The following is a 14,120-nucleotide window of genomic DNA, read 5'->3' on the forward strand; positions in this document are numbered from 1 at the left end:
CGGCGGCGCGCGTCATCGCGCGAACGCCCAGGTGGCGGCGCCGGCAAGGCCGAGCAGCATGACGAGCGCGTAGGTGTAGAGATAGCCCGACTGCATCCGCGCCGTCAGCCGGTTGCCGAACACCGCCAGCCGCGCGATCCCGTCGGGGCCGAAGCGATCGATCGTGCCGACATCGCCCGCCCGCCAGAACAGCCGACCGAGCGCGAAGGCGGGGCGGACGAAGAGGAAATCGTACAGCTCGTCGAAATACCATTTGCGCAGCAGGAAGGTGTAGAGCCCGCGGAACGTCCCGGCGAAGCGACCGGGCAGGCCGGTGTCGCGCAGATAGGCAAACCAGGCGATCGCGAGGCCGATCAGCATGACAATCGTCGGCGCCCATGCCCAGCCACCGATATGCTCCGCCGCCTCGTGGAGATGCTCCGAATAGGCGATGCTGCCCTGCCAGAAATGCTCTTCGAGGAACGCGGGCGCGAACGCCCAGCCGGCGAACACCGCACCAATGCTGAGCACGAGCAGCGGCACGCCCATCGTCCACGGGCTCTCGTGCGGATGGTAGCCGGCGTCGCCCTGCTCGACCTCGGTGAATCCGCGCATGTCGGGGCGCGGCTCCTCGCCGGCATCCTCCTTGGCGGCGTAGCTCTCGGCGGGTTCGCCATGCTCGTCATGGCCGTGCGCGCCCGCGTCGTGGCCTCGGGTGACGGTGCCATGATCGGCGGCGTGCGCATGGGCATGTTCGTGCCCGTGCCCATGCGCGTCATGGACCGCGTGCTGGATATGCTCTGACGCCGCCCAGCGCGGGCGCCCGAAGAAGGTCAGGAAGATCAGCCGCCACGAGTAGAAGCTGGTCAGCAACGCCGCGAACACGCCCAGGAACCAGGCGAAGCCGCCTGCCGGCGTGCCGCTCGCCAGCGCGGACGCGATGATCGCATCCTTGGAATAGAAGCCCGCGAAACCGAACACGCCCTCCAGCCCCACGCCGGTGATCGCGAGCGTGCCCGCCACCATCACCCAGAAGGTGATCGGGATGCGCTTACGGAGCCCGCCGTAAAACCGCATGTCCTGCTCGTGGTGCATCGCGTGGATCACCGATCCGGCGGACAGGAACAGCAGCGCCTTGAAGAAGGCGTGTGTGAACAGGTGGAACATCGCCGCGCCGAACGCGCCGACGCCGGCCGCGAAGAACATGTAGCCGAGCTGCGAACAGGTCGAATAGGCGATCACGCGCTTGATGTCGGTCTGCACCGTTCCGACGGTGGCCGCGAAGATGCAGGTGACGGCGCCGATCACCGTCACCACGGTCATCGCGGTCGGGCTCACCACGAACATCGGCGACAGGCGGCACACCATGAACACACCGGCCGTCACCATCGTGGCGGCGTGGATCAGCGCGGACACCGGCGTCGGGCCTTCCATCGCGTCCGGCAACCAGGTGTGCAGCCCGATCTGAGCGGACTTGCCCATCGCGCCGACGAACAGCAGTAGGCAGAGCAGCGTCATGGTGTCGACCCGCCCGCCCAGGAAGCCGATCGTCGATCCAGCCATGCCCGGCGCCGCGGCGAGGATCGCCGGGATCGAGACGGTGCCGAAGACGAGAAAGGTGCCTAAAATGCCAAGCGAGAAGCCGAAATCGCCCACCCGGTTCACGACGAACGCCTTGATCGCCGCCTTGTTGGCGCTGGGCTTGTAGTACCAGAAGCCGATCAGCAGGTAGGAGGCGAGGCCCACCCCTTCCCAGCCGAAGAACATCTGCACGAGGCTGTCCGCCGTCACCAGCATCAGCATCGCGAAGGTGAACAGCGACAGGTAGGCGAAGAAGCGCGGCTGATCCGGATCCTCCGCCATGTACCCCCAGCTATAGAGGTGCACGAGCGCGGACACGCTGGTGATGACGACGAGCATCACCGCCGTCAGGCTGTCGACGCGCAGCGCCCAGTCGACCTGCAGGTCGCCCGAGCGGATCCACGTCAGCACCGGCGCGACATAGGCATGGCTGGAGCCCGACAGGAAGCCGGCGAAGATCGGCCAGGCGAGCGCGCACGAGGCGAACAGAGCGCCCGTGGTGACGAGCTTGGCGGCCGTGTTGCCGATCGCGCGATTGCCGAAGCCCGCGACGATTGCGGCGACGAGCGGCAGGAAGACGAGGAGCTGGATCACGGGTGCGTCTCAGCCCTTCATCCGGTTGACGTCGTCGACCGCGATCGTGCCTCGGCCACGGAAGTAGATGACCAGGATCGCGAGGCCGATCGCCGCCTCGCCCGCCGCCACCGTCAGCACGAACATCGCGAAGATCTGCCCGACGAGATCGTGGAGGTAGGCCGAGAAGGCGACAAGATTGAGGTTCACCGCCAGCAGGATGAGCTCGATCGCCATCAGGATGACGATCACGTTCTTGCGGTTGAGGAAGATGCCGAGCACGCCCATCACGAACAGGATCGCGGCAACCGTGAGATAATGCTGCAGCCCAATCACAGGCGAACCCCCTCGCCCACCGCCGGGTTAAGGTTGCGCACCGCATCCTGCGGCCGGCGCTGCACCTGGAGCGAGATGCGCTGGTGGCGCGCGCCCACGCGCGGCCGCAGCGTCAGCACGATCGCGCCGATCATCGCAACCAGCAGCACCAGCCCCGCGATCTCGAAGATGAACAGGTAGCGGGTGTAGAGCAGCACGCCGATCGCCTCGATGTTGGGCATGGCGTCGGCCGCCGGCGCGGGCGCCGCGCGCGCGGCCATCGCGACGCCGCCGGCATTCCAGGCGCCCACCGCGAACACGATCTCGGCGAGCAGCACCACGGCGAGCGCGAGCCCGAACGGCAGGTAGCGCACGAAGCCCGCGCGCAGCTCGGCGAAGTCGATATCCAGCATCATCACCACGAACAGGAACAGCACCGCCACCGCGCCGACGTAGACGATCACCAGTAGCATCGCGATGAACTCGGCGCCGCACAGCAGCATGAGCCCCGCACCGTTGAAGAAGGCCAGGATCAGCCACAGCACCGAATGCACGGGGTTACGCGACGTGATGACGAGGCCCGCGGACGCGATCACCACGGCCGAGAACAGGTAGAAGGCGATGGCCTGGATCACGACGGTACGCTGGCCCCCAATGCTCGAAACGGCAGGTCGGTGCGGCGCTTAACGATAGGGGGCGTCGGCGGCAAGGTTGGCCGCGAGCACGCGTTCCCACCTGTCGCCGTTGGCGAGCAGCTTGGCCTTGTCGTAGAGCAGCTCCTCATGCGTCTCGGTCGCGTACTCGAAGTTCGGGCCTTCGACGATCGCGTCCACCGGGCAGGCCTCCTGGCAGAAGCCGCAGTAGATGCACTTGGTCATGTCGATGTCGTAGCGCGTGGTGCGGCGCGATCCGTCGTCGCGCGGCTCGGCCTCGATGGTGATCGCCTGCGCCGGGCACACCGCCTCGCACAGCTTGCACGCGATGCACCGCTCCTCGCCGTTGGGATAGCGACGCAGCGCGTGCTCGCCCCGGAAGCGCGGGCTCAGCGGGTTCTTCTCGAACGGGTAGTTGATCGTCGCCTTGGGCTTGAAGAGATACTTCAGGGTCAGCGCGTGGCCCTTCAGCAGATCCCACAGCGTGAACGACTTGACGAGGTGGGCGACGCCCATCGATCAGGCTCCGTGATAGCGGGTCAGCATCAGCCACCCGGAGACGAGGAACACCCAGAAGAGCGACAGCGGCAGGAAGATCTTCCAGCCCAGCCGCATCAGCTGGTCGTAGCGGTAGCGCGGCACCGTCGCCTTCACCCACGCGAACACGAAGAAGACGATCGCCATCTTCGCGAACATCCAGATGATGCCCGGCACCGCGTAGAGGATGGGGATGTTCAGCGGCGGCAGCCAGCCGCCCATGAACAGCACCGCGTTCAGCGCGCACATCAGGATGACGTTGGCATACTCGCCCAGCCAGTAGAGCGCGAACGCCATCGACGAATATTCGGTCTGGTAGCCCGCGACGAGCTCGCTCTCCGCCTCGGTAAGGTCGAACGGCGTGCGGCTGGTCTCGGCCATCGCCGAGATCAGGAACACGATCGACATCGGGAAGAGCAGCGGGTTGAGGAAGTTGGCCGACAAGAGCCCGAAGATGTTGCCCTTCTGCGACAGCACGATGCCCTGCATGTTGAACGTGCCCGCCCACAGCACCACCGACACCAGCACGAAGCCGATGGAGACCTCGTAGCTCACCATCTGCGCCGCCGCGCGGATCGCGGAGAAGAAGGGGTATTTGGAGTTGGACGCCCAGCCCGCCAGGATCACGCCGTACACGCCCAGCGACGAGGCCGCGAGGATGTAGAGCAGCCCGACATTGATGTTGGCGAGCACCATCGCCGGCCCGAACGGGATCACCGCCCAGGCGATCAGCGCGACCGTGAAGGTGATGATCGGCGCCACCAAGAACAGCACGCGGTTGGCGGCGGCGGGGACAATCGTCTCCTGAAGGAAGACCTTGAGCCCGTCCGCGAAGCTCTGCCACAACCCGAACGGACCGACCACGTTCGGTCCCTTACGTAGCGCGAACGCCGCCCACAGCTTGCGCTCGGCATAGATGGCGTAGGCCACCGCGAGCATCACCGGCAGCGCGATCAGCAGGCAGCCGACGATCGTCGCCACGAACCAGGCGAAGCCGTAGCCGAGATAAGGAGTCATCGCGTCGGTCATTCTGCGGCCTCCGCGAAACTCTCGCCGTGCAGCAGCTCGGCCGAGCAGCGCCGCATCGTCGGCGAGGATCGCGCGATCGGGTTGGTGAGGTAGAAATCGTCGATCGGGTAGACGATCGCGCCGCTGGCGCCAGCCTTGCCACCGCTATCGAGCGGCGCGACCTCTGCGATGCCTTCGTGCGCCAGCGTCGGATGATCGGCGGCGATCGCGGCGCGGAGCGCGGGCAGGCTGTCGAACGGCAGCGTGCGGCCGAGCACGGCGGAGAGCGCGCGCAGGATCGTCCAGTCCTCGCGCGCGTCGCCCACCGGGAACACCGCGCGCTCCGAACGCTGCACGCGGCCTTCCATGTTCACCCAGGTCGCGGGCTTCTCGGGATAGGCCGCGCCAGGAAGGATCACGTCCGCCGCGCGCGCGCCGGCATCGCCGTGCGTGCCGATATAGACCTTGAAGGCACCCGCGAACGGCGAGAGATCGGCCTCGTCCACGCCGAGCAGGAACAGCAGCTTCGGGTTCGCGCGTGCGACACCCGCCAGCCCGCCGTCGGCGACGAACCCCGCCTCCAGCGCGCCGACACGTCCCGCCGCCGTATGCAGCAGCCCGAACGGCGCGCCCAGCACCGCCGCCGCAGCGCGCGCCGCCGCGTAGCCGCCGGGCAGCCTCGCGGCGCCCGCGCCGGCGATCACCACCACACCCTCGGCCCGAGTGAGCGCCTCGGGCAACCGGCCGAGCGCGGCGATGTCCTCTCCCAGCCACTCGGTACGATAGGTGAGGTCCACCTCCGGCCCGATCGCCCATACCTTGGCGCCGCGTCGCACGGCCTTGCGGATGCGCGTGTTGACGAGGGGCGCGTCCCAGCGCGGGTTGGCACCCACGAGCAGGATCGCCTTCGCGTCCGCCACCGCCGCGATGCCGGGGTTGAAGCGCCAATCGGCGGGCGCGGCGACGTCGAACTCGGCGCCGTCCACCCGGCATTCGTGCAGCGTTGAGCCATAGCCCCGCAGCAGCGCCTTCAGTGCGTAGACGCTCTCCACTTCGGCGAGATCGCCGGCGAACCCCGCCACCTGCGTGCCGGAGAGGCCGTCCGCCGCCCGCGCGATGGCGGCGAATGCCTCCTCCCACGTCGCCGGCCGCAGCTTGCCGCCCACCCGCGCATAGGGCTTGTCGAGCCGATTGCGAACGAGGCCGTCGATGGCGTGGCGCGTCTTGTCCGACGCCCATTCCTCGTTCACCGCCTCGTTGAGGCGCGGCAGGCAGCGCAGCACCTGCCGCCCCCGGCTGTCGAAGCGGACGTTGGTGCCGACCGCATCCATGACGTCGATGCCCGGCGTCTTGCGCAGCTCCCACGGCCGCGCCTCGTAGGCGTAGGGCTTGGAGGTGAGCGCGCCCACCGGGCACAGATCGACGACGTTGCCGGACAGCTCGCTGGTCGCGGCCTTCTCCAGGTAGGTGGTGATTTGCGAGTTCTCGCCGCGGTAGATCATTCCGATCTCCTCGACGCCTGCCACCTCCTCGGCGAAGCGGACGCAGCGCGTGCACTGGATGCAGCGCGTCATCTGGGTCGCGACGATCGGACCCATATACTTCTCGGTGACGGCGCGCTTGTTCTCGTCGTAGCGGCTATGGCCCTTGCCATAGGCCATCGACTGATCCTGCAGATCGCACTCGCCGCCCTGATCGCAGATCGGGCAATCGAGCGGGTGGTTGATGAGCAGGAACTCCATCACCCCCTCGCGCGCCTTCTTGGTCATGGCACTATCGGTGCGCACCTCCTGCCCCTCCGCGGCGGGCAGCGCGCACGATGCCTGCGGCTTGGGCGGGCCGGGCTTCACCTCGACGAGGCACATGCGGCAATTACCGGCGATCGACAGCCGCTCGTGATAGCAGAAGCGCGGGATCTCCTTCCCCGCCGCCTCGCACGCCTGGAGCACCGTGGCGCCCTGCGGCACCTCGACCTCGATCCCATCGATCTTGAGCTTGGGCATCGCCGTCAGTTTGCCTTGCTGGCGTTCGAAACCGGAACGGCATCGTTCGCGCGATGATAGAGGCCGATCGAGATCGCGGACCGCAGACCGGCTGGGGATGACTTCAAAACCGCGCCCTTGCGCAGGCACGCCTGCATCAGCGGCATCAGATTGCCCATCGCCGCCCGCTCCTCCGGCGATTCGGGCGGCGTTCGCAGCAATGCCATCGCATCGTTGGGCCGCCAAGCGGCCAGGCAGGCGCCAAGCTCGTCGACCACCTGCTGCTGCGGATCCTTGGAGATCCACGGATATTCGTAGCTTTTCTGCACCTCCGTCTCGGCGGGCAGCGACGGATTGCGCAGCCGCATCAGCTTCGCCTCCGCCAGCATCCCGCGAAACAGGTAACCTGAAATCTCGGCCTTGCTGGCGAAGATACCGCCTCCCCCGCCCGCCATTCCCAAGCAAAAGGACATCGTCCTACGCAACTTGGCGAATGCCGCCGAGGGATGGCCATCATCACCTTCGGCCGGATCGTAGGGCTCGCCTAGATACATCTCGGTCGTTCCCGGCTGGCTGGAGACGATGCACCGCGCGAACTGCTGCATGAGCCGAGCGGTTTCGCGAGGGCTCGCTGGGTTGGCCTGACCGTAGATGGCGTTGACCGAACCCGTGTGCCCGTGAAGGCGCGTGCCGGTTTCGGGTTCCTCCTGCGCGCGCAGACGCGATCCGGTCGCAACCGATGCCGCCACCGCCATCATGAGGAGCAGCCGACCCACATGCAAACGCCGTCCCATACCGCCCCCAGGTTCTCGTTCCGTGCCGAAGCGTCCCCAAGCTCCGCCTTCTTCACTCCGCCGCTACCGCTAACAGCGCCTCGCCGCGGCCCGCCTTGCGGTCTGCGATACGCCGCTCGATCTCGGGGCGGAAGTGGCGGATCAGGCCCTGGATCGGCCACGCCGCCGCGTCGCCCAGCGCGCAGATGGTGTGGCCCTCGACCTGGCGGGTCACCTCCTCCAGCATGTCGATCTCCTCCACCTCGGCACGGCCCTCGCGCAGACGCTCCATCACGCGCCACATCCAGCCCGTGCCCTCGCGGCACGGCGTGCATTGGCCACAGCTCTCATGCTTGTAGAAGTAGGACAGGCGGCTGATCGCGCGGACGACATCGGTGGACTTGTCCATGACGATCACCGCCGCCGTGCCGAGCCCGGACTTGAGATCACGCAGGCCGTCGAAGTCCATCGGCGCGTCCATGATCTCGGCCGCCGGCACCAGCGGCACCGACGAGCCACCGGGGATCACCGCGAGGAGGTTATCCCAGCCGCCCCGAATGCCGCCGGCGTGGCGCTCGATCAGTTCGCGGAAGGGGATGCTCATCGCCTCCTCGACCACGCAGGGCGTGTTCACGTGACCCGAAATCTGGAAAAGCTTGGTGCCCTTGTTGTTCTCGCGCCCGAAGCCGCCGAACCACGCCGCGCCGCGCCTGAGGATGGTGGGCGCGACCGCGATCGATTCGACGTTGTTGACGGTGGTGGGGCAGCCATACAGCCCGGCGCCCGCCGGAAATGGGGGCTTAAGGCGCGGCTGGCCCTTCTTGCCCTCCAGGCTCTCCAGCATCGCGGTTTCCTCGCCGCAAATGTAGGCGCCCGCGCCGCGATGGCAGAACACGTCGAAATCATAGCCCGAGCCGCAGGCGTTGCGCCCGATCAGCCCGGCATCATAGGCCTCGGCGAGCGCCTTGTAGAGCACCTCGGCCTCGCGGATATACTCGCCGCGGATGTAGATATAGGCGGCCCGCGCGCGCATCGCGTAGCCAGCGATCAGCGCGCCCTCGATCAGCTTGTGCGGATCGTGGCGGATGATCTCGCGATCCTTGCACGAACCGGGCTCGCTCTCGTCGGCGTTGATGACGAGGAAGTTGGGTTTGCCGGGCTTGGGCTCCTTGGGCATGAAGCCCCACTTGGTGCCCGTCGGAAAGCCGGCGCCGCCGCGTCCGCGCAGGCCGGATGCCTTCACCTCGTCGATGATCGCGTCCTGCCCGCGCAGCATCAGCGCCTTCGTATCGTCCCAGTCGCCGCGCGCGCGCGCCGCCTCCAGCCCCCAGGACCGGAAGCCGTACAGGTTGGTGAAGATGCGATCCTTGTCAGCGAGCATCACCACTCACCCCGATAATCGTGGTTGGCGTCGACCATCTCGCGCAGCGTCGTCGGCCCGCCCTCGGGGGAGCTCACCTGGCGGTCGATCTGCGGGCCGGGCTTCGGCGCCCCGCCGCTCGCCAGCGCGTCGAGCACCGCGATCGTGCGATCATAGTCGAGGTCTTCGTAGTTATCGTCGTTGATCTGGACCATCGGCGCGTTGGCGCAGGCGCCCAGGCACTCGACCTCGGCGAGCGTGAACATGCCGTCGGGCGTCGTCCGGCCCTTCACCAGCCCCTTGTTCTTGCACGCCAGCAGCACGTCGTCCGATCCGCGCAGCATGCACGGCGTCGTCCCGCACACCTGCACATGATAGCGGCCGACCGGCGCCAGATTGTACATCGTGTAGAAGGTCACGACCTCGTAGACGCGGATGTACGGGACGGCGACCTGCTTGGCGACGAACTCGATAACCGGGACGGGCAGCCAGCCCTGCGTGTTCGTCTCGGCGCCGACCTGCCGCTGCGCGAGATCGAGCAGCGGCAGCACAGCCGACTGCTCGCGCCCCTTGGGATACCGCGCAAGGATGACGCGGGCCGCCTCGGCGTTGCTGTCGTTCCAAGCGAACGAGCCCCAGCGTGCGCGGGTCTCGGTCTCGTCGGGGATGGCAGGCGTGTCGGCCATCAGCGGGCTTCCGAAAGATCGAGACGGCGCTCGACACGTGCCAAATGCTCGTCGAAGCGATCCATGCGATTATTGATGCCCGAGAGGCTGATGAGCATGCCCGCCGTATGCTCATCGAGCGCAGTCACACGCATTTTCAGGTCGTGGATGTCGCCCTCGATGTTATCGAGACGGCGGTCAATCCGGCGCAGCACTTCCAGCGTCAAGCTCTCGAGATTGTCGCTCACCGATCACACTCCCCGAACACGATGTCGATCGCGGAGAGGACGGCGGTGGTGTCGGCGAGCATGTGGCCGCGCATCATGAAGTCCATTGCCTGCAGGTGGCTGAAGGCGGTGGGCCGCACCTTCACCCGATACGGCTTGTTGGTGCCGTCTGCGACGACGTAGACGCCGAACTCACCCTTGGGGCTTTCGGTCGCGACGTAGACCTCGCCGGCGGGCACGTGGAAGCCCTCGGTGTAGAGCTTGAAGTGGTGGATCAGCGCCTCCATGGAGCGCTTCATCTCGCCGCGCCGGGGGGGTGCCACCTTGCGATCGCTGGTCAGCACCGGGCCTTCGGGCATCTGCGCCAGGCACTGCCTGATGATGCGCGCCGACTGGCGCACCTCCTCCACGCGGAGCATGAAGCGATCATAGCAGTCCCCCTGCGTGCCCACCGGCACGTCGAACTCCATGCGATCATAGACATCGTAGGGCTGGGAGCGGCGAATGTCCCAGGGCACGCCGGCGGCGCGGATCATCGGGCCGGAGAAGCCCCACGCGATCGCATCGTCGCGCGACACCGCGCCGATATCGACGTTGCGCTGCTTGAAGATGCGGTTGTCGGCGACGAGGCTGATCGAGTCCTCGAACAGACGGTGGAGCCGCGTGTCCAGCCAATCGCCGATATCGTTGAGCAGCGCGAGCGGCACGTCCTGATGGACGCCGCCCGGGCGGAACCAGTTCATGTGCATGCGCGCGCCCGACGCGCGCTCGAAGAAGCCGTAGGTATCCTCGCGAGCCTCGAACAACCACAGGTTCGGCGTCATTGCGCCGACGTCCATGACGTGGGAGCCCAAGTTGAGCAGGTGGTTGGAGATGCGGGTCAGCTCCGCGAACAGCACGCGGAGGTAGAGCGCGCGCTCGGGCACCTCCAGCCCCATCAGCTTCTCGATCGCCAGCACGAAGCTATGCTCCATGCACAACGGCGAGCAGTAATCGAAGCGATCGAAATAGGGCACGTTCTGGAGCCAGGGCCTGGACTCCATCAGCTTCTCGGTGCCGCGATGAAGCAGCCCGACGTGCGGATCGACGCGCTCGACGAGCTCGCCGTCCAGCTCCAGCACCATGCGCAGCACGCCGTGCGCGGCGGGATGCTGCGGGCCGAAGTTGAGCGTGTAGTTCTTGATCTCGACGTCGCCGACGGTGGGATCGTCGCGCGTGACGGCTGCGGCCTCGACGGCGACGCGCCTGTCCTCGATCTCGTGGAGCGTAGCCATCAGCGCTTCACCTCGTCGGCCTTGAGCGGCGTCATCGCGCCGGGCGCCTGGGGCGCCTTCTCGTCGCCGGGAAGCTGGTAGGCGGCACCCTCCCACGGCGACAGGAAGTCGAAGTTGCGGAAATCCTGCGCGAGCTTCACCGGCTCGTACACCACGCGCTTCTCGGCCTCGGAGTAGCGCATCTCGACATAGCCCGTCTGCGGGAAGTCCTTGCGCAGGGGGTGGCCGCGAAAGCCGTAGTCGGTGAGGATGCGGCGCAGGTCGGGATTGCCGTCGAACACGACGCCGAACATGTCGAACACCTCGCGTTCCAGCCAGCCGGCGTTGGGCCACAACACGGTGGCGGTCGGCACCGCCTGCTCCTCGTCGGTGCGGACGTGGACGTGGAGACGGTGGTTCCGGGTCAGCGACAGCAGGCAATAAACGATCTCGAAACGAAGATCGCGATCGGGATAGTCGACTCCCGCAATCTCCATCATCTGCTGATATTCGAGGCCCGGCGTGTCACGCAGCGCGCGCAAGCTCTCGACCAGCGTCTCGCGCCGGACGAAGAGCTGGACCTCGCCAACCCGCTCCTTCGCCTCGATCAGGTGCGCGCCCAGCGCCGCCGTGGCAGCGTCGATGACGCCCTCGTTCGACGCGAAGCGCGGGCTGCTGTTGTAGACGGCCATGACGAACCTAGCGCTCGATCGTGCCGACCCGGCGGATCTTCCGCTGGAGCTGCATCACGCCGTAGAGCAGCGCCTCGGCGGTCGGCGGGCAGCCGGGCACGTAGATGTCGACGGGCACGATGCGATCGCAGCCGCGCACGACCGAGTAGCTGTAGTGGTAATAGCCGCCGCCATTGGCGCACGAGCCCATCGAGATGACGTATTTCGGCTCCGACATCTGATCGTAGACCTTGCGGAGCGCGGGCGCCATCTTGTTGCACAGCGTGCCAGCGACGATCATCACGTCCGACTGACGCGGGGATGCGCGTGGCGCGACGCCGAACCGCTCCAGATCATAGCGGGGCATGTTGGCGTGGATCATCTCCACGGCGCAGCAGGCGAGCCCAAACGTCATCCACCACAGCGAGCCGGTGCGCGCCCACTGGAACAACTCCTCGGTCGAGGTGACGAGGAAGCCCTTGTCCTGAACCTCGCCGTTCATATCGTCGAAGAACGCCTGCGCGGGCGGCGACTGCTCGGGCGCGAACGGCGCCTGCCCGTCGCGGAAGACCTCTACTCCCACTCCAACGCCCCCTTCTTCCAGGCATAGGCGAAGCCCAGCACCAGCTCGGCCAGGAAGACCATCATCGCGCCCCAGCCCGTCCAGCCGATCTCCTTCAGGCTGACGGCCCAGGGATACAGGAACGCCGCCTCCAGATCGAAGACGATGAACAGGATCGCGACGAGGTAGAAGCGCACGTCGAACTGCGCGCGGCTATCCTCGAAAGCGGGAAAGCCGCACTCATACTCCGCGAGCTTCTCGGCATCGGGCTTGTGGCTGCCCGTGAGGCGGGAAACCGCCATAGGCAGGAACACGAAGATGCTGGAGAGCGCGAGCGCGATCCCCAGGAACAGCAGGATCGGCAGATACCCGAAGGCGACGGACGCCATGCTTTCCTCCGATGCGCGGCGCCCGAAACGGCACCCCGCGGAACGAAGCGGCATCTAAGCCTGCCGCAGGTGCGAAGCAACCGGTGGCCGGGTGAGAATGACTCGCAGATGACGCTACTTGAGCGCCGCCGCAACCATCTTGAGCAGGCGCGAATGAAGGCCGTCGTTCACCGCAAGCCACTGGCCGCGTGCTTGGCATTGATCGCCGCCCCGGAAATCGGTGACGAAGCCGCCGGCCTCGCGCACGAGCAGCTCGCCCGCCGCCGCGTCCCAGCGTTGCAGCCCCGTCTCCCAGAAGCCGTCGTAGCGCCCTGCCGCCACCCAGGCGAGGTCGAGCGCAGCCGATCCGAAGCGGCGGATGCCCGCCACCTCGGGCGCGATCGTGCGGTAGATGCGCTGCCACTCGTCAAGGTCGCCATGGCCCTTGAACGGGATGCCGGTCGCGATCAGCGCGTCGGCGACGTCGCGTCGCGAGGACACGCGCAGGCGACGATCGTGCAGCCAGGCGCCCCGGCCCTTCTCCGCCCAGAAGCTCTCGTCGGTGAGCGGCTGGTAGACGAGGCCGTGGGTGACGCCCGCGCGCGGATCCTCCACCGCGATCGCGATGGCGAAGTGGGGCAAGCCGTGGAGGAAGTTGGTGGTCCCGTCGAGCGGATCGACGATCCAGCGCGGCTTGTCGGGATCGCCCTCCTTCGATCCCCCCTCCTCGGCGAGGATGCCCCAATCGGGGCGCGCGTGCGCCAACTCCTCCAGGATGGTGCGCTCGGCGGCGCGATCGGCGGCCGACACGAAATCCGCCGGCCCCTTGCGCGAGACCTGGAGCGCGTCGACCTCACCGAAGTCGCGGCGGAGCTTGGGCGCGGCCTTGCGCGCCGCCTTCTGCATGACGGTAATGAGGCCGGAATGGGCGACCATGTTGGTAGGCTCCCCCTCCCCGGAGGGGGAGGTTCAGTGAGGCTCAGTCCGCGCGGCGGACATATTCCTGGCTGTAGACGTCGACGACTATCTTCGTGCCCGATCCGATGTGCGGCGGCACCATCACGCGGACGCCGTTGTCGAGGATCGCGGGCTTGTAGGAGGAGGACGCCGTCTGTCCCTTCACCACCGCGTCGGCCTCGACGATCGTCGCCTCGATCTGGTCGGGGAGCTGGACGTTGATCGGCTCCTCCTCGTGGAGCTCCATCACCACGTCCATGCCGTCCTGCAGGAAGGCGGCGGCGTCGCCGAGCAGGTCGCGCGGCAGCGTGATCTGATCGTAGGTGTCCTTGTCCATGAAGGTGAGCGTCTCGCCGTCGGCGAACAGGAACTGGAAATCCTTGGTGTCGAGGCGCACGCGCTCCACAGTCTCGGCCGAGCGGAAGCGGACGTTGTTCTTGCGCCCGTCGCGAAGGTTCTTCATCTCGACCTGCATGTAGGCGCCGCCCTTGCCGGGCTGGGTGTGCTGGATCTTCACCGCGCGCCAGATGCCGCCCTCATATTCGATGATGTTGCCGGGGCGGATATCGACGCCGCTGATCTTCATGGATGGTCTCGCGAGGTGGGAAAGAGCAGGCGCGCGATGTAGCCGCGCCTCGCCTGCCCGGCAAGCGGGC

Annotated in this window: 15 protein-coding genes and 1 pseudogene; all 16 read right to left on the reverse strand. The window is 67.1% G+C overall.

The features are described 5' to 3' along the window. Window positions 1-12: 12 nt before the first annotated feature. Complete coding sequence (gene nuoL, locus ACOFKX_RS02380) at window positions 13-2,154, reverse strand: NADH-quinone oxidoreductase subunit L (protein ID WP_419825497.1); 2,142 nt, start codon at window positions 2,152-2,154, stop codon at window positions 13-15. Between the two features lie 9 nt (window positions 2,155-2,163). Then, the gene (gene nuoK, locus ACOFKX_RS02385) at window positions 2,164-2,469 is read right to left on the reverse strand and encodes an NADH-quinone oxidoreductase subunit NuoK (RefSeq protein ID WP_419825498.1); all 306 of its coding nucleotides are present in this window, start codon (window positions 2,467-2,469) and stop codon (window positions 2,164-2,166) included. Then, complete coding sequence (locus ACOFKX_RS02390; protein ID WP_419825499.1) at window positions 2,466-3,083, reverse strand: NADH-quinone oxidoreductase subunit J; 618 nt, start codon at window positions 3,081-3,083, stop codon at window positions 2,466-2,468. The genes nuoK and ACOFKX_RS02390 overlap by 4 nt, the downstream gene beginning before the upstream one ends. 48 nt (window positions 3,084-3,131) lie before the next feature. Then, complete coding sequence (gene nuoI / locus ACOFKX_RS02395; RefSeq protein ID WP_419825500.1) at window positions 3,132-3,617, reverse strand: NADH-quinone oxidoreductase subunit NuoI; 486 nt, start codon at window positions 3,615-3,617, stop codon at window positions 3,132-3,134. A 3-nt stretch (window positions 3,618-3,620) separates the two neighbouring features. Next, window positions 3,621-4,667 carry an NADH-quinone oxidoreductase subunit NuoH gene (gene nuoH / locus ACOFKX_RS02400; protein ID WP_419825501.1) on the reverse strand — a complete coding sequence of 349 codons (1,047 nt, stop codon included), beginning with the start codon at window positions 4,665-4,667 and terminating at the stop codon, window positions 3,621-3,623. After that, window positions 4,664-6,649 carry an NADH-quinone oxidoreductase subunit NuoG gene (gene nuoG, locus ACOFKX_RS02405; protein WP_419825502.1) on the reverse strand — a complete coding sequence of 662 codons (1,986 nt, stop codon included), beginning with the start codon at window positions 6,647-6,649 and terminating at the stop codon, window positions 4,664-4,666. The genes nuoH and nuoG overlap by 4 nt, the downstream gene beginning before the upstream one ends. A gap of 5 nt (window positions 6,650-6,654) precedes the next feature. Next, window positions 6,655-7,404, reverse strand: coding sequence for a hypothetical protein (locus ACOFKX_RS02410; RefSeq protein ID WP_419825503.1), 750 nt, complete (start codon window positions 7,402-7,404; stop codon window positions 6,655-6,657). 70 nt (window positions 7,405-7,474) lie between these two features. Next, a complete protein-coding gene (nuoF, locus tag ACOFKX_RS02415; RefSeq protein ID WP_419825504.1) occupies window positions 7,475-8,782 on the reverse strand; it encodes an NADH-quinone oxidoreductase subunit NuoF in 1,308 nt (435 codons plus the stop codon). Continuing rightward, complete coding sequence (locus ACOFKX_RS02420) at window positions 8,782-9,447, reverse strand: complex I 24 kDa subunit family protein (protein WP_419825505.1); 666 nt, start codon at window positions 9,445-9,447, stop codon at window positions 8,782-8,784. The genes nuoF and ACOFKX_RS02420 overlap by 1 nt, the downstream gene beginning before the upstream one ends. Then, the gene (locus ACOFKX_RS02425; RefSeq protein ID WP_419825506.1) at window positions 9,447-9,674 is read right to left on the reverse strand and encodes a hypothetical protein; all 228 of its coding nucleotides are present in this window, start codon (window positions 9,672-9,674) and stop codon (window positions 9,447-9,449) included. Before ACOFKX_RS02425 ends, ACOFKX_RS02420 begins: the two co-directional genes overlap by 1 nt. Beyond that, a complete protein-coding gene (locus ACOFKX_RS02430) occupies window positions 9,671-10,927 on the reverse strand; it encodes an NADH-quinone oxidoreductase subunit D (RefSeq protein ID WP_419825507.1) in 1,257 nt (418 codons plus the stop codon). The genes ACOFKX_RS02425 and ACOFKX_RS02430 overlap by 4 nt, the downstream gene beginning before the upstream one ends. An 8-nt stretch (window positions 10,928-10,935) precedes the next feature. Then, a pseudogene (locus tag ACOFKX_RS02435) lies at window positions 10,936-11,598 on the reverse strand (NADH-quinone oxidoreductase subunit C); the annotation flags it as partial. Between the two features lie 7 nt (window positions 11,599-11,605). Then, the gene (locus ACOFKX_RS02440; protein WP_419827323.1) at window positions 11,606-12,079 is read right to left on the reverse strand and encodes a NuoB/complex I 20 kDa subunit family protein; all 474 of its coding nucleotides are present in this window, start codon (window positions 12,077-12,079) and stop codon (window positions 11,606-11,608) included. Window positions 12,080-12,150: 71 nt separating this feature from the next. Then, window positions 12,151-12,528, reverse strand: coding sequence for an NADH-quinone oxidoreductase subunit A (ndhC, locus tag ACOFKX_RS02445; RefSeq protein WP_419825508.1), 378 nt, complete (start codon window positions 12,526-12,528; stop codon window positions 12,151-12,153). 114 nt (window positions 12,529-12,642) lie between these two features. Further along, window positions 12,643-13,443 (reverse strand): inositol monophosphatase family protein, encoded by an 801-nt coding sequence (locus tag ACOFKX_RS02450; RefSeq protein WP_419825509.1) that lies wholly within the window; start codon window positions 13,441-13,443, stop codon window positions 12,643-12,645. Between the two features lie 43 nt (window positions 13,444-13,486). After that, window positions 13,487-14,050 carry an elongation factor P gene (efp, locus tag ACOFKX_RS02455; RefSeq protein WP_419825510.1) on the reverse strand — a complete coding sequence of 188 codons (564 nt, stop codon included), beginning with the start codon at window positions 14,048-14,050 and terminating at the stop codon, window positions 13,487-13,489. Window positions 14,051-14,120 lie beyond the last annotated feature (70 nt).

It is taken from the genome of Sphingomonas sp. (assembly GCF_965200105.1).
Classification (GTDB): Bacteria; Pseudomonadota; Alphaproteobacteria; order Sphingomonadales; family Sphingomonadaceae; genus Solisphingomonas.

Coding starts and splice junctions, on each gene's coding strand:
- nuoI (WP_419825500.1), bottom strand. CDS start 3,617: ATGGGCGTCGCCCACCTCGTCAAGTCGTTCACGCTGTGGGATCTGCTG.
- nuoH (WP_419825501.1), bottom strand. CDS start 4,667: ATGACCGACGCGATGACTCCTTATCTCGGCTACGGCTTCGCCTGGTTC.
- ndhC (WP_419825508.1), bottom strand. CDS start 12,528: ATGGCGTCCGTCGCCTTCGGGTATCTGCCGATCCTGCTGTTCCTGGGG.
- ACOFKX_RS02450 (WP_419825509.1), bottom strand. CDS start 13,443: ATGGTCGCCCATTCCGGCCTCATTACCGTCATGCAGAAGGCGGCGCGC.
- nuoF (WP_419825504.1), bottom strand. CDS start 8,782: ATGCTCGCTGACAAGGATCGCATCTTCACCAACCTGTACGGCTTCCGG.
- ACOFKX_RS02440 (WP_419827323.1), bottom strand. CDS start 12,079: ATGAACGGCGAGGTTCAGGACAAGGGCTTCCTCGTCACCTCGACCGAG.
- ACOFKX_RS02430 (WP_419825507.1), bottom strand. CDS start 10,927: ATGGCTACGCTCCACGAGATCGAGGACAGGCGCGTCGCCGTCGAGGCC.
- ACOFKX_RS02420 (WP_419825505.1), bottom strand. CDS start 9,447: ATGGCCGACACGCCTGCCATCCCCGACGAGACCGAGACCCGCGCACGC.
- efp (WP_419825510.1), bottom strand. CDS start 14,050: ATGAAGATCAGCGGCGTCGATATCCGCCCCGGCAACATCATCGAATAT.
- nuoG (WP_419825502.1), bottom strand. CDS start 6,649: ATGCCCAAGCTCAAGATCGATGGGATCGAGGTCGAGGTGCCGCAGGGC.